The sequence below is a fragment of the Sphingomonas adhaesiva genome, from assembly GCF_036946125.1.
Lineage (GTDB): Bacteria > Pseudomonadota > Alphaproteobacteria > Sphingomonadales > Sphingomonadaceae > Sphingomonas > Sphingomonas adhaesiva_A.
This window is the reverse complement of sequence record NZ_JAQIJT010000002.1, coordinates 1777301-1794701: the sequence shown is the minus strand read 5'-3', so window position 1 is coordinate 1794701 and position 17401 is coordinate 1777301. Positions and strand designations below refer to the sequence as shown.

Annotated in this window: 17 protein-coding genes; 5 read left to right on the top strand and 12 right to left on the bottom strand. The window is 68.1% G+C overall.

Features of this window, described 5'->3' with window-relative positions; genetic code table 11:
• Window positions 1–17 precede the first annotated feature (17 nt).
• From PGN23_RS14760 to PGN23_RS14740, 5 genes are all read right to left on the bottom strand, one after another.
• The gene (locus PGN23_RS14760; protein WP_335303771.1) at window positions 18–872 is read right to left on the bottom strand and encodes an AAA family ATPase; all 855 of its coding nucleotides are present in this window, start codon (window positions 870–872) and stop codon (window positions 18–20) included.
• A 73-nt stretch (window positions 873–945) separates the two neighbouring features.
• Window positions 946–1617, bottom strand: coding sequence for a DUF6975 family protein (locus PGN23_RS14755; protein ID WP_335303769.1), 672 nt, complete (start codon window positions 1615–1617; stop codon window positions 946–948).
• A gap of 500 nt (window positions 1618–2117) precedes the next feature.
• On the bottom strand, window positions 2118–4145 hold the full coding sequence (rpoD, locus tag PGN23_RS14750; protein ID WP_335303768.1) for an RNA polymerase sigma factor RpoD: 2028 nt from the start codon (window positions 4143–4145) through the stop codon (window positions 2118–2120).
• Window positions 4145–6043, bottom strand: a complete 1899-nt coding sequence (dnaG, locus tag PGN23_RS14745; protein WP_335303767.1) for a DNA primase — start codon at window positions 6041–6043, stop codon at window positions 4145–4147. The genes rpoD and dnaG overlap by 1 nt, the downstream gene beginning before the upstream one ends.
• Before the next feature lie 303 nt (window positions 6044–6346).
• Window positions 6347–6814: a GatB/YqeY domain-containing protein gene (locus tag PGN23_RS14740; protein WP_335303766.1), complete on the bottom strand. Its 468-nt coding sequence runs from the start codon at window positions 6812–6814 to the stop codon at window positions 6347–6349.
• 123 nt (window positions 6815–6937) lie between these two features.
• Here PGN23_RS14740 and carA point away from each other — a divergent pair, with 123 nt between their 5' ends.
• Complete coding sequence (carA, locus tag PGN23_RS14735) at window positions 6938–8134, top strand: glutamine-hydrolyzing carbamoyl-phosphate synthase small subunit (protein ID WP_335303765.1); 1197 nt, start codon at window positions 6938–6940, stop codon at window positions 8132–8134.
• On the opposite strand, the gene PGN23_RS14730 is transcribed toward carA, so the two are convergent.
• Both PGN23_RS14730 and PGN23_RS14725 read right to left on the bottom strand, forming a co-directional pair.
• Window positions 8115–8531, bottom strand: coding sequence for a PIN domain-containing protein (locus tag PGN23_RS14730; RefSeq protein WP_335303764.1), 417 nt, complete (start codon window positions 8529–8531; stop codon window positions 8115–8117). The genes carA and PGN23_RS14730 overlap by 20 nt on opposite strands.
• The gene (locus PGN23_RS14725) at window positions 8512–8781 is read right to left on the bottom strand and encodes a FitA-like ribbon-helix-helix domain-containing protein (RefSeq protein ID WP_335303763.1); all 270 of its coding nucleotides are present in this window, start codon (window positions 8779–8781) and stop codon (window positions 8512–8514) included. The genes PGN23_RS14730 and PGN23_RS14725 overlap by 20 nt, the downstream gene beginning before the upstream one ends.
• 56 nt (window positions 8782–8837) lie before the next feature.
• Between PGN23_RS14725 and carB the strand changes: the two genes are divergently transcribed.
• The 3 genes from carB (at window position 8838) to PGN23_RS14710 (ending at window position 13527) form a co-directional block, all read left to right on the top strand.
• The gene (gene carB, locus PGN23_RS14720; RefSeq protein WP_335303762.1) at window positions 8838–12182 is read left to right on the top strand and encodes a carbamoyl-phosphate synthase large subunit; all 3345 of its coding nucleotides are present in this window, start codon (window positions 8838–8840) and stop codon (window positions 12180–12182) included.
• A 90-nt stretch (window positions 12183–12272) separates the two neighbouring features.
• On the top strand, window positions 12273–12749 hold the full coding sequence (gene greA / locus PGN23_RS14715) for a transcription elongation factor GreA (protein WP_335303760.1): 477 nt from the start codon (window positions 12273–12275) through the stop codon (window positions 12747–12749).
• 1 nt (window position 12750) lies between these two features.
• Window positions 12751–13527 (top strand): APH(3') family aminoglycoside O-phosphotransferase, encoded by a 777-nt coding sequence (locus PGN23_RS14710; RefSeq protein ID WP_335303758.1) that lies wholly within the window; start codon window positions 12751–12753, stop codon window positions 13525–13527.
• Window positions 13528–13868: 341 nt separating this feature from the next.
• On the opposite strand, the gene PGN23_RS14705 is transcribed toward PGN23_RS14710, so the two are convergent.
• The 5 genes from PGN23_RS14705 to PGN23_RS14685 form a co-directional block, all read right to left on the bottom strand.
• The gene (locus PGN23_RS14705) at window positions 13869–14099 is read right to left on the bottom strand and encodes a DUF4170 domain-containing protein (RefSeq protein ID WP_335303756.1); all 231 of its coding nucleotides are present in this window, start codon (window positions 14097–14099) and stop codon (window positions 13869–13871) included.
• 175 nt (window positions 14100–14274) lie between these two features.
• The gene (locus tag PGN23_RS14700; protein WP_335303754.1) at window positions 14275–14736 is read right to left on the bottom strand and encodes a hypothetical protein; all 462 of its coding nucleotides are present in this window, start codon (window positions 14734–14736) and stop codon (window positions 14275–14277) included.
• Between the two features lie 37 nt (window positions 14737–14773).
• Window positions 14774–15049 carry a phosphatase gene (locus PGN23_RS14695; protein WP_335303752.1) on the bottom strand — a complete coding sequence of 92 codons (276 nt, stop codon included), beginning with the start codon at window positions 15047–15049 and terminating at the stop codon, window positions 14774–14776.
• On the bottom strand, window positions 15046–15375 hold the full coding sequence (locus PGN23_RS14690) for a phage holin family protein (protein ID WP_335303750.1): 330 nt from the start codon (window positions 15373–15375) through the stop codon (window positions 15046–15048). Before PGN23_RS14690 ends, PGN23_RS14695 begins: the two co-directional genes overlap by 4 nt.
• 3 nt (window positions 15376–15378) lie before the next feature.
• Window positions 15379–15900, bottom strand: coding sequence for a hypothetical protein (locus PGN23_RS14685; RefSeq protein ID WP_335303748.1), 522 nt, complete (start codon window positions 15898–15900; stop codon window positions 15379–15381).
• Between the two features lie 176 nt (window positions 15901–16076).
• On the opposite strand from PGN23_RS14685, the gene eno reads away from it, so the two are divergent.
• Window positions 16077–17357, top strand: coding sequence for a phosphopyruvate hydratase (gene eno, locus PGN23_RS14680; protein WP_335303746.1), 1281 nt, complete (start codon window positions 16077–16079; stop codon window positions 17355–17357).
• Window positions 17358–17401: the final 44 nt, after the last annotated feature.

Genomic DNA, 17401 nt, shown 5'->3' with positions numbered 1-17401 from the left:
CCGGGACGCGCGCGCGATCAGTTCTTGTTCGCCTGCCGCTTCGCCATGAATGCCAGCCGCTCGAACAGCATCACGTCCTGCTCGTTCTTGAGCAAGGCGCCGTGAAGCGGCGGGATCGCCTTGGTCGGATCGCGGTTCTGCAACACCTCCAGCGGCATATCCTCGTGCAGCAGCAGCTTCAGCCAGTCGAGCAACTCGCTGGTCGACGGCTTCTTCTTCAGCCCCGGGACCTCGCGCACGTCGTAGAAGATGTCCATCGCCCTGGCGACGAGCATCTTCTGGATGCCGGGGAAGTGGACGTCGACGATCGACTGCATCGTCTCGCGATCCGGGAACTTGATATAGTGGAAGAAGCAGCGGCGCAGGAACGCGTCGGGCAGCTCCTTTTCGTTGTTCGAGGTGATGACGACGATCGGGCGCTCCGTGGCGCGGACGGTTTCCTTCGTCTCGTAGACGTGGAATTCCATCCGATCGAGCTCCTGCAACAGGTCGTTGGGGAATTCGATATCCGCCTTGTCGATCTCGTCGATCAGCAGGACGGCGGGCTTTTCGCGCTGGAACGCCTCCCACAACTTGCCCTTGCGGATGTAATTGGCGATGTCGTGGACGCGCTCGTCGCCCAGCTGGCCGTCGCGCAGGCGCGCGACCGCGTCATATTCGTAGAGGCCCTGCTGCGCCTTGGTGGTCGACTTGATGTTCCATTCGATCAGGTCGGTGCCGACCGCCTTGGCGATTTCGTAGGCGAGGACCGTCTTGCCGGTGCCCGGCTCCCCCTTCACCAGCAGCGGGCGGCGCAGCGTCACCGCAGCATTGACCGCGACCTTCAGGTCATCGGTCGCGACATAATTCTGCGTTCCCTCGAACCGCTGCATAGCCTCTTCCCGTCGTCATCTCGAATAACGGGTATGGTGTAGCGGGAAGGATCGCCGCTGCGCAAGCGCGCGGTTACAGCTGGGCGCGGGCGGTGGCCCGTGCCGCGAGCAGATGCCACAGGCCGCGGTGCTGCGCGAGCATCTGCTGCGCGCCGAACGCCATCGCGCGTTCGACCGGGGGCGTGGCGTCCACCCCCTCGACGAAGGCGTGCGCGGCGATGCTCGTGGCGGTGAAGTCGGTGGCGGCGCGCAGGCCGACGCGATCGGCGCAACTGTCGAGCACGCGGCGCACCGCGGCCCAGTCCAGGACGAAGGCCAGCGCGGTGCCGGTCGCACAGCCGTTGCGGTCGGATTGCGCCAGCATCTCCAGCGTATGGCGCTGGCCCAATATCGCGGCCTGCGACGCGGCCTGGTTGGGGGTGGAGGGCAGGGGGCCGACCGCGGACGCCAGCCGGATCAGCATCGATCGCTCCGCGGTCATCGCCGCCCCCGCCGCAATCAGCCAGTCGCGCGCCGCATCGTCGGTCGTCCGCGCCATGGCGTGGTCGACGATCCCCGGGAACGCGCCGTGGACGACCGCGAGCGCGTGGACCGCGTCGGTCAGGTCGCGCAGCGTAGCGGTCGCACTCCCCAGCGTCGCGGCATGCGGCGAGGCCGCGGTGCCGTCCGACGCGACCAGCGTCAGGATGGTGGCAGCCGCGCCTGTGGGTTTGAGCCCGACGTTACCGAGTATCGTCGCCATCATCGCGCCTCCCGAACGCCAGCTTGCGAGAACCGGAAGGCGACCCCCGCATCCCGTGACGCGGAAATAGCAGCGCGACGTAAATGGGAGGTTTATGTCGGAATTTTTTACAATCGGGGAGGCGTTGCATCCTCTTCTGTCCCCGGTGGAGGCCGGACCTTTGCAAAACAGGTGCAACGGCATCGAGCCCACGCCGTGCTCGTGCGCAGGCAGGAGCCCAGGGCCAAGCAGAACAACGCCTTATGGGACCCGCAACTCCGGGCTCCTGCCTGCGCAGGAGCACGGTGTAGCCTTTTGCAAAGGTCTCGCCTTCGCCGGGGACGAAGACTTTTGCAAAGGTCCCGACTCGTTCCGGCGTCTGGCGCTGCGCACACCGGCACCGTGCCGGGGCGCGGCGCGGTGGATGCCGGAACGGGTCCGGCATGACGACGTGGGCTGTCATGCAGGTTTCGCGGCCACCGGGGATCGGAACGCCTCCGACTCCCCGACGCCGCAGACGCCGGTCACTGGTCCAGGAACGACCGCATCTTGCGGCTGCGGCTGGGGTGCTTCAGCTTGCGCAGCGCCTTGGCCTCGATCTGGCGGATACGCTCGCGGGTCACGCTGAACTGCTGGCCGACCTCCTCCAGCGTGTGGTCGGTGTTCATTCCGATGCCGAAGCGCATGCGCAGCACCCGCTCCTCGCGCGGGGTGAGGCTGGCGAGCACGCGCGTCACCGTCTCCTTCAGGTTCGCCTGGATCGCGGCATCGACCGGGATCACCGCATTCTTGTCCTCGATGAAGTCGCCCAGGTGCGAATCCTCCTCGTCGCCGATCGGCGTTTCGAGGGAGATCGGCTCCTTGGCGATCTTCATCACCTTGCGCACCTTCTCCAGCGGCATGGAAAGGCGCTCCGCCATTTCCTCCGGCGTCGGTTCGCGGCCCTGCTCGTGCAGGAACTGGCGGCTGGTGCGCACCAGCTTGTTGATCGTCTCGATCATATGGACCGGAATGCGGATCGTGCGCGCCTGGTCCGCGATCGACCGCGTGATCGCCTGGCGGATCCACCAGGTGGCATAGGTCGAGAATTTGTAGCCGCGGCGATACTCGAACTTGTCGACCGCCTTCATCAGCCCGATGTTGCCCTCCTGGATCAGGTCCAGGAACTGCAGCCCGCGGTTGGTGTATTTCTTGGCGATCGAGATGACGAGGCGCAGGTTGGCCTCCACCATCTCCTTCTTGGCGATCCGCGCCTCGCGCTCCGCCTTCTGCACCATGTTCACGATGCGGCGGAACTCGCTCAGCGCCATGCCGGTCTGCTGGCTGATCTCGCTGATCTCGGTCCGGATACGATCGACCGCCGCCACCTCGTTGGTCGCGAACGCCGCCCACTTCTTGTCGAGGCCCGCGACCGAGGGAATGAAGCCCTCGTCCAGCTCATGCCCCATGTACCGCTCCAGGAAGTCCTTGCGGTTGACCTTGTGGCGCTCCGCCAGCCGCAGCATCTGCCCGCCCAGCGCGGTCAGGCGCCGGTTGTAGCTGTACAGCTGGTCGACCAGATACTCGATCTTGCTCTGGTGGAACTGGACGCTCTCGACCTCGGCGGTCAGCTCCTCGCGCAGCTTCTGGTACTTGCGCTCCTCGGCGGTCGACAGCCCGTCGCCCGACGTCATCGCGAACAGCCGGCTCTCCTGCATCCTGGAGAACTTCTTGTAGATCGCGGTGATGTTGGCGAATTTCTCCAGCGCGACCGGCTTGAGCGTCTCCTCCATCTGCGCGAGGCTGAGGGTATTGTCCTCCTCCTCGTCGTCGCTGGGGCGCGGCGCACGACGCTCGGTCATGTCGTCCTCGTCGTCGGCGGCGACCTCCTCGGGCTCTTCCTCTTCCTTGAACTGCGGGCCGGCGTTGGACGCGCTGATCTCGCCGTTGTCGTCCTCGGCGCCCTCGACCTGCTCGGCCGACGGGCCCTTGGACAGCATCGCGTCGAGATCGACGATCTCGCGCAGCTGCATCGTGCCTTCGTTCAGCGCGGTGGACCAGTCGATGATGGCGTTGAACGTGATCGGGCTTTCGCACAGCCCCAGGATCATCGTGTCGCGACCGGCCTCGATCCGCTTGGCGATCGCGATCTCGCCCTCGCGCGACAGCAGCTCCACCGCCCCCATCTCGCGCAGGTACATGCGGACGGGATCGTCGGTGCGATCGACCGTCTCCTTCTTCTTCTCGACGACGGGGGCGGAACCGTCGGCCTCGGCGTCGGTCGACTCCGCTTCCTCGTCGTCGGCGCGCTCCTCGGTCTCGCCGTCCTCGCCCGCTTCCTCGTTCTCGACGATATTGACGCCCATCTCGTTCAGCGCGGACATGATGTCCTCGAGCTGGTCGGAGGACATCTGGTCCTGCGGCAGCGCCTCGTTGAGCTGGTCGTACGTGATGTAGCCGCGCTTCTTCGCCCGCGCGATCAGCTTCTTGACGTTCGCGTCGTTCAGATCGATCAGCGGGGCATCCGTCGTTTCTGCACCATCTTCCGCCACGCCAGCGTTCATCTTCGCCATCAATCGTCCTCAGGTCCAAGCGCGCGGGCGTCTTCGTTCGCCTGCACGAGATTTGCAAGGCGCTGGTCCAGCGCCCGCTGTTCGTTCACCAATGCCACCTGCCGTTCGAACGCCTCGTCGGTGAAGCGCGCCTGCATCGCGGAGGTGGCCTCCGCCAATGCCGCATCCACCTCCGGCCGGGTCACGAGGATCGCGATCGCCTCGTCGAGATCCTCACATGCCTGCTTCGTGTCGCCATCGGCGCGCGTGAAGGAGTAAGGCATCGTATCGGCTCTCAGGAGATCGTGCGCGACCGTATCGAAACCGGACCGGGCCAATATGGTGACGAGGCGCCCGCTATCAAGCGTGCCGTCGCGCCGGTCCTCCAGCGCCACGTCCACCACCGCCTCGAACAACCGTCCCAGCGCGCCGTCGGCCAGCTTCAGGCTGCCCAGCACCTCCATATGCCGCGCGATCTCCGCGGGGTGGCGGATCAGCCCGGCGAGCACCGCCTTGGCCAGCACGCGGTCGATCCCGCCCGCGGCACGCAGCTTCTTCGCGTCCTCCGTGACGGGCGGGGGCGGGGGCGTCCACTTCTGCCCCGGGCGCCGCTGCGCCATCGGGTAGAAGGGCTGGCGCTGCTGGAAGTTCGTGGCGCGGTTGCGCGCGAACTGCTCGTCGAAGCGGTGGCGGAACTCGGCCTGATACTCGCCCTTCACCGACGGGTCGGCGATCGACTGCGCCAGCTCCGACAGGCGGCGCTTCAGCCCCGCGCGCTGCTCGGGCGTGCCCAGCGGCTCGGCGGCCAGTTCGTGCTTCCACAGCCGGTCGACCAAGGGTTCCGCCTCGCGCACCAGCGTCTCGAACGCGGCGGGGCCCTTGGCGCGCATCAGATCGTCGGGGTCCTGTCCGTCAGGCAGCGTGACGAAGGCGAGGCTGCGGCCCGGCGCCAGCATCGGCAGCGCGCGGTGCGCGGCGCGGATCGCGGCCTTCTGCCCCGCGGCATCGCCGTCGAGGCACAGGACCGGCACGTCGACCACGCGCCACAGCCGCTCCAGCTGCGCCTCGGTCAGCGCGGTGCCCAGCGGGGCGACCGCCTCGCCCACGCCGCCCTGCGCCAGCGCGATCGCATCCATATAGCCCTCGACCACGAACAGCCGGTCGGCCTTGCGCGCGGCGGGGGCGGCGCGGTCGAGATTGTAGAGCGTGCGCCCCTTGTCGAACAGCGGAGTGTCGGGCGAATTGAGATACTTGGGCTCGCCTTCTCCGATGATGCGCCCGCCGAACGCGATGACGCGCCCGCGCGGATCGCGGATCGGGATCATCAGCCGGCCGCGAAAGCGGTCGTAGGGTTCCTTCCCCTCGACCTGGATCAGCAGCCCCGCCTCGACGAGCATCGCATCGCCGAAATCCTTGAGCGCGGCGCGCAGCCGCGTGCGAGAATTGGGCGCATAGCCGATCCCGAACGCCTTGACGCTGGCGGGCGACACGCCGCGCCGGTCGAGCAGCGCGCGCGCCTCCGCCCCGTCGATCCCGCCCAGCTGCTGGACGAAGAAATCGGCCGCCGCCTGCATCACGTCGTGGAGCGACTTCGCCCGCTCGGCGCGCTGCGCGGCGTGGCGGTCCTGCGCGGGCACCTCCATCCCGGCGGCGGCGGCCAGCTCCTTCACCGCATCCATGAACGGCAGGCCCTGGTGATCGGTCAGCCAGCGGATCGCATCGCCATGCGCCGAGCAGCCGAAGCAATGGTAGAAGCCCTTGTCGTCGTTGACGTAGAAGCTGGGCGTCTTTTCGTTGTGGAAGGGGCAGCACCCCTTCATCTCGCGCCCGGCGCGAGTCAGCTTCACCGTCTTGCCGAGCAGCGCCGACAGCGAGGTGCGGGCGCGCAGTTCGTCGAGAAAGGCGGGAGTGAGGCTCACGCGCGATTGTAACGCGGGGCTACCGCGAGGAGCGCGAATTTGCAACGATTCTGTTCGTGCGACGGCGCCGCGGAGTGGATGCGCCCGGGGCCATGCTGCGCGTCAGCGCAAACGATGCTCCCGGCTTGCCCCTTGATGAGCCGCCGGCGCGGCTCGGGGCATCCGGCGAAAGCGAAACCCTCCGCGCCTCCGCGCCTCCGCGCCTCCGCGTGAAGCAACCTTCTTCGCGTCTTCGCGTCTTCGCGCGAACCAAACCGACCCGTCATTCCCGCCTGCGCGGGAATGACGGATGTCGTGAAGTGCCTAGGACAGCGCCGCCTTCACCAGTCCCGACGCCTTGCTCATGTCCAGCGTCGTCGCATGCCGCGCCTTCAGCTCCGCCATCACGCGGCCCATGTCCTTCATGCCGGCCGCGCCCAGCTCCACCTTGATCGCCTCGATCGCGGCCTTCGTCTCCTCCTCGCTCATCTGCGCGGGGAGGAAGCGCTCGATCACTGCCACCTCCGCGGCCTCGGCGGCCGCCAGTTCGGTGCGCCCGCCCTGCTCGAACATCGCGATCGATTCGCGGCGCTGCTTGACCATCTTCTGGAGCACCTCGATCACCAGCGCGTCGTCGTCCGCGGGCGCGCCGCCGGTGCGCGCTTCCCCCCCTCTCAACTCTATGTCGCGGTTCTTCACCGCCGCCTGGATCAGGCCGATCGCGGCGCGGGTTTCCTTGTCGCCGGCCTTCATGGCGGCGATCTGGGCTTGCTTGATGTCGTCTCGAATCATGCCCGCTGCGATAGCGCCACCCGCTTCGCGAGGCGAGTGGCCGGTTGACGTTGCGGGGCCGGGGGACTAGCGGGCGGGACTTAGCGACATTGCTGCAAACACCCTGAGGAGTGCCCGCCGATCATGGCTGAGCCCGACATTTCGCGCGTCCCCCAACCGGAAGGCGCCACCGGCGTCGTCGTCCTGGCGAATGGCGAGGTGGCATGGGGCCGCGGCTTCGGCGCGGAAGGTGCGGCGGTGGGCGAGGTGTGTTTCCACACCGCGATGACCGGGTATCAGGAGATCATGACCGACCCGTCCTTCGCGGGGCAGATCATCACCTTCACCTTCCCGCACATCGGCAACGTCGGCGCCAATCCGGACGACGTCGAGGCGGACGATCCGCACGCGCTGGCGATGATCGTGCGCGAGGATCCGACCGCGCCGTCCAGCTTCCGCGCGATGGAGAATCTCCACGGCTGGATGCGGCGGCACACGCGCATCGGCCTCGCCGGCATCGACACGCGCGCGCTGACCCGCCGCATCCGCACCGGCGGCGCGCCCAACGGCGTCGTCGCGCACTCGCCCGAGGGCCGGTTCGACCTGCCCGCGCTGCTCGCCATGGCGCGCGACTGGCCGGGGCTGGAGGGGATGGACCTCGCCAAGGACGTGACGCGCGAGACGCACGGCACGTGGGAGGGCGGCATCTGGCGGCTCGGCTTCGGTTACGGCGCGGCCGACGGGGGCGAGCGTCCGCACGTCGTCGCGATCGACTATGGCAGCAAGTTCAACATCTTCCGCAATCTCGTTCAGGCGGGGGCTAAGGTGTCGGTGGTGCCCGCTCAGGCGACCTTCGACGAGATCATGGCGCTGAACCCGGACGGCATCTTCCTGTCGAACGGCCCCGGCGACCCCGCCGCGACCGGCGCCTATGCGGTGCCGGTGATCCGGCAGCTGCTCGATACGAAGCTGCCGCTGTTCGGCATCTGCCTGGGCCACCAGCTGCTCGGCCTGGCGGTCGGTGCGAAGACGACCAAGATGTTCCAGGGCCACCGCGGCGCCAATCACCCGGTCAAGCGGTTGAGCGACGGCGCGGTCGAAATCACCAGCATGAACCACGGCTTCGCGGTCGAACGTGAGACGCTGCCGCAGAATGCGCGCGAGACGCACGTGTCGCTGTTCGACGGGTCGAACGCCGGGCTGGAACTGACCGATCGCCCCGCGTTCTCGGTCCAGTATCACCCCGAGGCGAGCCCGGGGCCGCAGGACAGCTTCTACCTGTTCGAGCGGTTCGTGGGGGCGCTGCACGACGGCCGCCGCGTCAGCCCTCCCAGGGGTTGACGATGATCGCGCCGGTCCTCGCCATGTCGGAGACGTTCCGCGTCACCAGCGGGACGCCGCGCGCCATCGCCTGCGCGGCGATGAACATGTCGCATTCGCCGATCAGCGTGCCCGAGGGCTGGAGCCGTGCGCGCATCGCGCCCCAGACGGCGGCGGCCTCCGCGTCGAAGTCGACGATCCGGTCGGCCAGTCGTGTCGCGATGTCGGAGACGAAGGAGTCGAGCGTGTCGCGTCTTTGTCCCTCGGCCAGCGCGACGCCGTATCGCATCTCGGCCAGGACGATCGACGACAGCATGCAGGTCGACAGGTTGGCGGCGAACCAGCTGCAGACCCTGTCATCGGGGTGCGGTCGCGACAATTCGCTCCAGACGTTGGTGTCAACCAGCACCGAAGACATCCGCCGCGTCGTCGCGCGGACGTTCGACCGTCTCCAGCGAGGCGCCGTTCGCGGTGCGGACGAGGTGCTCGACGAAGGCGTCGCTGGACATCGCGCGTACCTGCGCCGCGCGATCGTTCGCGGCGGGCGGATAGCTGCGCTCCAGCAACGCCCGCAGTTCCGCCTCCAGCGATCGCCCGTTCCGGGCCGCTTCCAGTCGCGCACTCCGCTTCACCGCATCGTCCAGATTCCGGATGGTGACGCTGCCCACCTTCTGTCTCCCGTGATTGCACTGCAATCAACGTATGCAACGAGATTGACATAGCAATGCCCAAACGCACCGACATCTCCTCCATCCTCGTCATCGGCGCGGGCCCGATCATCATCGGGCAGGCGTGCGAGTTCGATTATTCGGGCACGCAGGCGATCAAGGCGCTCAAGGAAGAGGGCTATCGCATCGTCCTGGTCAATTCGAACCCGGCGACGATCATGACCGATCCCGAGCTGGCCGACGCGACCTATGTCGAGCCGATCACGCCCGAGGTCGTCGCGAAGATCATCGAGAAGGAGCGGCCCGACGCCGTCCTGCCGACGATGGGCGGGCAGACCGCGCTCAACACCGCGCTGGCGCTGTTCCGCGACGGCACGCTGGAGAAGTTCGGCGTGCAGATGATCGGCGCCGACGCCGATGCGATCGACAAGGCCGAGGACCGGCTGAAGTTCCGCAACGCGATGGATAAGATCGGGCTGGAAAGCGCGCGCAGCCATATCGCACACAGCGAGAAGGAAGCGCTCGAAGGGCTTGAGAAGGTGGGCCTTCCCGCCATCATCCGCCCCAGCTTCACGATGGGCGGGACCGGCGGTGGCATCGCCTACAACCGCGAGGAGTTCATCGAGATCGTCCGGCGCGGGCTGGACCTGTCCCCCACCACCGAGGTGCTGATCGAGGAATCGCTGCTCGGCTGGAAGGAGTATGAGATGGAGGTGGTCCGCGACCGCGCGGACAATTGCATCATCATCTGCTCGATCGAGAATGTCGATCCGATGGGCGTCCACACCGGCGATTCCATCACCGTCGCGCCGGCGCTGACGCTGACCGACAAGGAATATCAGATCATGCGCAACGCCAGCATTGCGGTGCTGCGCGAAATCGGCGTGGAAACAGGCGGTTCCAATGTCCAGTTCGCGGTCAATCCCAAGGATGGCCGGCTGATCGTGATCGAGATGAACCCGCGCGTTTCGCGGTCGTCCGCGCTCGCGTCGAAGGCGACCGGCTTCCCGATCGCGAAGGTCGCGGCGAAGCTCGCGGTCGGCTATACGCTGGACGAGATCACCAACGACATCACCGGCGCGACCCCGGCCTCGTTCGAGCCGACGATCGACTATGTCGTCACCAAGATCCCGCGCTTCGCGTTCGAGAAGTTCAAGGGCGCGCAGGCGACGCTGGGCACCGCGATGAAGAGCGTCGGCGAGGTGATGGCGATCGGCCGCAACATCCAGGAGTCGATGCAGAAGGCGCTGCGCGGGCTGGAAACCGGGCTGTCGGGGTTCAACAACGTCGACCGGCTGGTCGGCGCACCGCGCGCGGAGATCGAGGCGGCGCTCGCCTCACCCACGCCCGACCGGCTGCTGGTGGCGGCGCAGGCCCTTCGCGAAGGCTTCACCGTCGCGGAGGTGAACGCGATCGCCAAGTTCGATCCCTGGTTCGTCGAGCGGATCGCCGAGATCGTCGCCGCCGAGGCGGAGGTGATGAAGGACGGCCTGCCGATCGACGCCGCGGGGATGCGCCGGCTGAAGGCGATGGGGTTCAGCGACAAGCGGCTCGCCTGGCTGGCGCTGCAATCCGCGAACCTGCGCGGCATGGAGCGCGGGATCGCGCGCGGTTCGGGGCTGATCCACGAGGCGGTCAAGGCGATGACCGGCGGCGTGACCGAGGAGGAGGTGCGCGAGCATCGCCTGAAGCTGGGCGTGCGCCCGGTGTTCAAGCGGATCGACACCTGTGCCGCCGAGTTCGACGCGAAGACGCCGTATATGTATTCGACCTACGAGGCGCCCAGCTTCGGCGAGCCGGAGAACGAGGCGCAGCCGTCGGATCGGCGCAAGGTCGTGATCCTGGGCGGCGGGCCGAACCGGATCGGGCAGGGGATCGAGTTCGACTATTGCTGCTGCCACGCATGCTTCGCGCTGGCGGATGCCGGGTTCGAGACGATCATGATCAACTGCAATCCGGAGACGGTGTCGACCGATTACGACACCTCCGACCGCCTTTATTTCGAACCGCTGACCGCGGAGGACGTGCTGGAGATCCTGCATGTCGAGCAACAGGCGGGCGAGCTGGTCGGGGTGATCGTCCAGTTCGGCGGGCAGACCCCGCTCAACCTGGCGCGTGCGCTCGAAAAGGCGGGGATCCCGATCCTGGGCACGACGCCGGACGCGATCGACCTGGCGGAGGACCGCGAGCGGTTCGCGGCCCTGGTCAACCGGCTGAAGCTGCTCCAGCCCGCCAACGGCATCGCGCGCAGCCGCGACGAGGCGCTGAACGTCGCCAACCGCATCGGCTACCCCGTGCTGATGCGGCCCAGCTACGTGCTGGGCGGGCGCGCGATGGAGATCGTCGACAGCGACCAGCAGCTGGACCATTACATCCAGACCGCGGTGCAGGTGTCGGGCGACGCGCCCGTGCTGATCGACCAGTATCTGCGCGATGCGACCGAGGTCGACGTCGACGCGATCTGCGACGGCGACGACGTGGTGGTCGCGGGCGTGCTCCAGCATATCGAGGAGGCGGGCGTCCATTCGGGCGACAGCGCCTGCTCGATCCCGCCCTATTCGCTGCCGCCCGAGGTGATCGCGGAGATCGAGCGCCAGACCGAGGCGCTGGCGCGCGGGCTCGACGTGCGCGGGCTCATGAACATCCAGTTCGCGGTGAAGGACGGTCAGGTCTATCTGATCGAGGTCAATCCCCGCGCGTCGCGCACCGTGCCCTTCGTCGCCAAGGCGATCGGCGCCCCGATCGCGAAGATCGCCAGCCGCGTGATGGCGGGTGAGAAGCTGCGCGACCTGCCCGCGATCGACCGCCACATCGATTATTATGCGGTGAAGGAGGCGGTATTCCCCTTCACGCGCTTCCCGGGGATCGATCCGGTGCTGTCACCGGAAATGAAGAGCACGGGCGAAGTGATGGGGATCGATCGCGATTTCACCACCGCCTTCGCCAAGTCGCAGCTTGGCGCGGGGACTGTCCTGCCCACGTCGGGCGCGGTGTTCGTGAGCGTGAAGGACGGCGACAAGGACGCGATCGTCCCCGCCGTCAGCGCGCTGGTGGAGGCCGGCTTCGCGATCGTCGCGACCGGGGGCACCGCGGATCACCTGGCGCGCGGCGGATTGCCGGTGGAGAAGATCAACAAGGTGGCGCAGGGCCGCCCGCATATCGTCGACCGGATCAAGGACGGCGGCATCGCGCTGATCTTCAACACGACGGAGGGGTGGCAGAGCCTGCAGGATTCGCAGCCGATCCGCGCCTCGGCGGTGAACGGCAAGGTGCCGTATTTCACCACCGCGTCGGCCGCGGTGCAGGCGGCGGCGGCGATCCGCGCGGGCGCGAACGCGGGCGGTGCGCGCAATCTTGAAGTACGCCCGCTACAGGCCTATTATTCGCAGCCGCACAACTGATCCCCACAGTTTCGGACAGCGCGGGCGGCTCCCCCGGCGGGGGCCGCCCGACCGCTGGTTGTTGGGGGCTATGAATTTGAAGGACTAGCGATGGCGACCGTCGACAAGATGCCGATGCTGCAGGAAGGCTATGAGAAGCTGACCGCGGACCTGAAGCGCCTGAAGACCGAACGCCCGCTGATCGTCGACGCGATCGAGGAAGCGCGCGCCCACGGCGACCTGTCGGAAAACGCCGAATATCATGCGGCGAAGGAGCGGCAGGGGCAGGTGGAGGCGACGATCGCCGATATCGAGGACAAGCTGAGCCGCGCGCAGATCATCGATCCGCGCGACCTGTCGGGCGACAAGATCGTGTTCGGCGCGACCGTCACCTTGCTCGACGACGACGACAAGCCGGTGAAATACCAGATCGTCGGCCAGACCGAGGCAGATGCGAAGACCGGGCGCATCAGCTACAATTCCCCGCTCGGCCGCGCGCTGATCGGCCGCAGCGTCGATGACGAGGTCGAGGTGTCGGTGCCCGCGGGCGACCGCTATTATGTCGTGTCGAAGATCGAGTTCATCTGACGTGCCGTGGCCGGAGGCGATCGCCGCGCGTGTCGGTGATCGCCGCCCGGCCGCGGTCGACGACGGCCAGTCGGGGGCCGATACCGTCCGCCTGCACGGCGATGCGGGTGACCTGTTCCTGAAGACGGGACGCGGGCATGTCCGCGGGCTGGTGCTGGACGAAGCCGACCGGCTTCGCTGGCTGACCGGGCGTGTCCCGGCGCCGCGCGTCGTGGAGGTGGTGGAGGAGGGCGATGCGGCCTGGCTGCTGACCACCGCGCTGCCGGGTGTCCCGGCCGGCGCCTTCATCAAGGCGGATCGCGCGCGCGCCGTGGCGGTCGCGCAGGCGATGGCCGCCTTCCTGCGGCAATTGCATGCTCTGCCGGTCGCCGACTGTCCGTTCGATTCCACCCTGGCGGCGTGGTTGCCGGTGGTGCGCCGGCTGGTCGCGGACGGGCTGGTCGATACCGACGACTTCGACGACGAGCATGGCGGGTGGAGCGCCGCGCGCGTGCTCGCGAAGGTGGAGGAATTGGCAGGTGCCGAGCGCGGTCACGTCGTCGTCCACGGCGACTTCTCGCTCGGCAACATCATCGTCGGCGACGATGGCACGATCACCGGGTGTATCGACGTCGGGCGACTGGGCGCGGGCGATCCCTACCGCGACGTGTTCATCGGCTGGCGCGACCTGGGAGGGTTCGGCGCGGCGGCACAGGCGGCGTTCCTCGCGGCGCTGGGGATCGACGCGCTCGATCCGACCCGGCGCGAACTGCACCGCGCGCTGGACGAACTGTTCTAGCGTCTGAGCGGCCCGGCGCGAACCGGCCGTAACCGCCTTCCCGGAAAGGGCGGGGCGTTTGCAAACGTCTCCAATGTTCTCCTGCGAAGGCAGGAGCCCAGGGTTGCCAGTCACTACAGGCGTTGTTCTGCCTGACCCTGGGCTCCTGCCTGCGCAGGAGCACGGCCGGTACGCGGCGCTGCTGCTTCCACGTTGCGCAGCTCCTGCGAAGGCCGGAGAGGTGCTTCAGCGTGCGCGGGTCACACCCGAGCGCCGAGGTGCGGTAGCGGAGGCAGGAACCCCGGGCGGCGAAGCGCAGCGGATCTGGCGCCCGCCAAACGACCCCGGCGCGCGGCCGCGCCTTACGCCTCCGGCTTCGCCAGCAGGTCCGGCTCCAGCAGGCGGTGGAGATGGACGACGACATATTTCATCTCGGCATCGTCGACCGTGCGCTGCGCGGCGGCGCGCCATGCCTTTTCGGCGCTGGCATAGTCGGGGAAGATGCCGACGACCTCGATCGACGTCAGATCGTCGAAGTCGAGCGTGCGGGGATCGGCGACGCGGCCGCCGAAGACGAGGTGCAGCTTGCTCATGCGCGGGCTCCTTGGGGAAGGGACGGGCCGGACCCTATCCGCGCCGCGGTGCCGATATGGTAAAGCCGGCGCGCGACGAGGCGATCGTCGCGCGCCGGCTCTCCCGTATCGTCCTGAAGCGGACGTGTCCGTCGCCTCGCCCTAGCGCGGGACGCGACGTTTTTGAAGGGGCGCGTCAGCGCGCGGTCGTGCCGTCGCCCTTCACCTTCTCCTTGCCCGCCTGCGCCGCGGCGGCGCCGGCGGTGGTCGCGGCCTTCACCACGCCCTGGAACAGCGAGCGCGCCTGATCCTTGGCCGCGCCCTTGTTGAGGCCCAGGTTGTCGAGCTCGGCGCGCCCGGCCTCCTTCGCCGCGGCGATCGCCGCGACGGTGGCGGCGCTGACCCGCTTGCCGACGGGGGCGAGCAATTCCTTCTCGCGCCGGCTGCGCGGGATCACCGCCGCGACCAGCGCGCCCAGCGCCAGCCCGCCGACGACGATGCCGAGCGGGTTGGTCTCGATCGCATCGGCGGCGGCGTGCGCTGCCTCGCTCGCCTTCTCGCGCGTGGTGTCATACGCGGCGGACGCGGCCTCCTTCGCGGTGTCGATGCCGTCGCGGATGCGCCCGCTGGTGTCGTTCGTGATATCGTGGTCGGTCATGATCCATTCCTTTCGGGCGGACGGACGATAAGGTTCATCAGGGCTTGCCGCGCAACCGGCGCAACAGGCCCGCGATACGTTTGCGGTTGAGCACGGCGAGCGCGACCGCACCCGCCCCGGCGACCGCGGCGGGATTGCGCCGCGCCGCGTCGATCGAGGCCTGCGCCGCGCGCGCGCCGCCGTCGCTGACCTCCGCCAGCGCGACGCGCGCAAGCTTCTCCGGCGCGAGTTCGCCTTGAAGCGCCTCGACCGTGCCGTTGAGGCGTGCGCGCGCGGCGAGCGCGCGGGCCTCCGCTTCGGCGACGTCGTTCATCGTGCCAGCCTCGACTTGCCGGCGAAGGCGAGGACGGCTGCGATCCCCAGCGTCGCGCCGATGACGATCAGCGTGGCGAAACCGGGGCCGACCAGCGTCGCCAGCGACAGGATCAGCCCCACCAGCAGCGCGATCAGCGCCGCCAGCGCCAGCACGCCCGCCACCGCGAAATAGACCGCGGCGGTGCGATAGCGCGTCATCGCCGCCCCAGCCTTCGCCCTGGCGAGGGCGATTTCGGCGCGCGCGACCTCGCGCGCGTCGCCGGTCAGGCGGGAGACGAGATGGGGGATGCTGCGATCGTCCAGCACCGGCTCACGCAGATCCATCGATCAGAGGTCGCTCTGTCCGGGGCGCTGGTCGAGGCCCGACGACAGCACGCGCGCGATCACGAAACCGAGCCCGGCGGCGACCCCCACGGCGACCGCGGGGCTCTTCTTCACCAGTTCGCGGACGTCCTCCAGCAGGTCGTCGATGCTCTTGGCGTCGACCGCGCTGGAGAAACCCTGTACGCGGTCCGCCGCCTGGCGCGCATACTGGCCATATTGCTCGCCCAGTTTCTCGTCGACCTGCGACGCGGCGTCGGTCAGCATCGACGACAGCTGGCCCAGCGCGCTGGTCGCCCTGGCCTTGCCGTCCTCGGCGAACACGCGGGCCTTGTCGCCGGCCTGCTCGCGGCCCTTGGCGACATTGTCGAGCAGCGCCTGCTTGGCGCCCGCGATCGTTCCCTTTTCCCCTTCGGGGGTGAAGCCGGCGGCCTCGCCCAGCGAGGGTTCGGGCTGGAACGTGGTGCCGGTGGGCGGCGGTGCGACGTAACCGTCGGTCGTCGTGTCGCGATCCTGTTGCTCGGCCATCTGAATCCCTTTCATCTTCGATGCGAAACAACCCCAGGGTGGGGCCACGGTTCCGCCGCCCGGTCCCGGCAAGCGCCTCGCCCGCCTGCGCGCCTGCGGATTTGCCGCAACGCAACCTGACCGCTAAGGCGAGCGCGTCCTGCCGCCATCGGCACCAAAGATAGGGGGAACGTTACGTGACCGCAATCATCGACCTGCACGGCCGCCGCATCATCGACAGCCGCGGCAACCCGACCGTCGAGGTCGACGTGCTGCTGGAGGACGGCAGCTTCGGCCGCGCCGCGGTGCCCTCGGGCGCGTCGACCGGCGCGCACGAGGCGGTCGAGAAGCGCGACGGCGACAAGGCGAAGTGGGGCGGCAAGGGCGTCGACGGCGCGGTCGACGCGGTCAACGACGAGATCGTCGATGTCGTGCTCGGCATGGATGCGGAGGATCAGATCGACATCGACCACGCGATGATCGCGCTGGACGGCACCGAGAACAAGAGCCGGCTCGGCGCCAACGCGATCCTGGGCGTCAGCCTGGCGGTGGCGAAGGCGGCGGCGGATGCGCGCGGGCTGCCGCTGTATCGCTATGTCGGCGGCGTGGCGGCGCATGTTCTGCCCGTGCCGATGATGAACATCATCAATGGCGGCGAACACGCTGACAACCCAATCGATTTTCAGGAATTCATGATTATGCCGGTGGGCGCGCCGACGCTCGCGGATGCGGTCCGTTGCGGCTCGGAGATCTTCCACACGCTGAAGAAGGGGCTGCACGACAAGGGGCTGGCGACCGCGGTCGGTGACGAGGGCGGGTTCGCGCCGAACCTGGCGAGCACCACCGACGCGCTCGACTTCATCATGAAGAGCATCGAGGCGGCGGGCTACACGCCGGGCGAGGACGTGATGCTGGCGCTCGACTGCGCCGCGACCGAATTCTTCAAGGACGGCCGGTACGTCATCTCGGGCGAGAATCTGACGCTGGAGCCGGGCGCGATGGCGGAATATCTCGCCGATCTGGTCGCGCGCTACCCGATCCTGTCGATCGAGGACGGCATGGCGGAGGACGATTTCGAGGGCTGGAAGGCGCTGACCGACGCGGTCGGCGGCAAGGTCCAGCTGGTCGGCGACGACCTGTTCGTGACCAATCCGAAGCGTCTGCGCGACGGCATCGCGCGCGGGCTCGCCAATTCGCTGCTGGTGAAGGTCAACCAGATCGGCACGCTGACCGAGACGCTGGAGGCGATCCGCGTCGCCGAGCGGGCGGGCTATACCGCGGTGATGTCGCACCGCTCGGGCGAGACCGAGGACGCGACGATCGCCGATCTGGCGGTCGCGACCAACTGCGGGCAGATCAAGACGGGCAGCCTCGCGCGGTCGGACCGGCTCGCCAAATACAACCAACTGATTCGAATCGAGGAGGAATTGGGCGATATCGCGCGCTATGCGGGGCGCGACGTGCTGCGCACGCGGTAAATTATTCGTCAAACATGCTTGCCAAGCGGCGGATGGGACGCGAG

What these genes read in the sequence shown, in the direction of transcription:
- PGN23_RS14760 (WP_335303771.1), bottom strand. Translation starts at nt 872, where the DNA reads ATGCAGCGGTTCGAGGGAACGCAGAATTATGTCGCGACCGATGACCTG.
- PGN23_RS14755 (WP_335303769.1), bottom strand. Translation starts at nt 1,617, where the DNA reads ATGATGGCGACGATACTCGGTAACGTCGGGCTCAAACCCACAGGCGCG.
- rpoD (WP_335303768.1), bottom strand. Translation starts at nt 4,145, where the DNA reads ATGGCGAAGATGAACGCTGGCGTGGCGGAAGATGGTGCAGAAACGACG.
- PGN23_RS14740 (WP_335303766.1), bottom strand. Translation starts at nt 6,814, where the DNA reads ATGATTCGAGACGACATCAAGCAAGCCCAGATCGCCGCCATGAAGGCC.
- carA (WP_335303765.1), top strand. Translation starts at nt 6,938, where the DNA reads ATGGCTGAGCCCGACATTTCGCGCGTCCCCCAACCGGAAGGCGCCACC.
- PGN23_RS14730 (WP_335303764.1), bottom strand. Translation starts at nt 8,531, where the DNA reads ATGTCTTCGGTGCTGGTTGACACCAACGTCTGGAGCGAATTGTCGCGA.
- carB (WP_335303762.1), top strand. Translation starts at nt 8,838, where the DNA reads ATGCCCAAACGCACCGACATCTCCTCCATCCTCGTCATCGGCGCGGGC.
- greA (WP_335303760.1), top strand. Translation starts at nt 12,273, where the DNA reads ATGGCGACCGTCGACAAGATGCCGATGCTGCAGGAAGGCTATGAGAAG.
- PGN23_RS14705 (WP_335303756.1), bottom strand. Translation starts at nt 14,099, where the DNA reads ATGAGCAAGCTGCACCTCGTCTTCGGCGGCCGCGTCGCCGATCCCCGC.
- PGN23_RS14700 (WP_335303754.1), bottom strand. Translation starts at nt 14,736, where the DNA reads ATGACCGACCACGATATCACGAACGACACCAGCGGGCGCATCCGCGAC.
- PGN23_RS14695 (WP_335303752.1), bottom strand. Translation starts at nt 15,049, where the DNA reads ATGAACGACGTCGCCGAAGCGGAGGCCCGCGCGCTCGCCGCGCGCGCA.
- PGN23_RS14690 (WP_335303750.1), bottom strand. Translation starts at nt 15,375, where the DNA reads ATGGATCTGCGTGAGCCGGTGCTGGACGATCGCAGCATCCCCCATCTC.
- PGN23_RS14685 (WP_335303748.1), bottom strand. Translation starts at nt 15,900, where the DNA reads ATGGCCGAGCAACAGGATCGCGACACGACGACCGACGGTTACGTCGCA.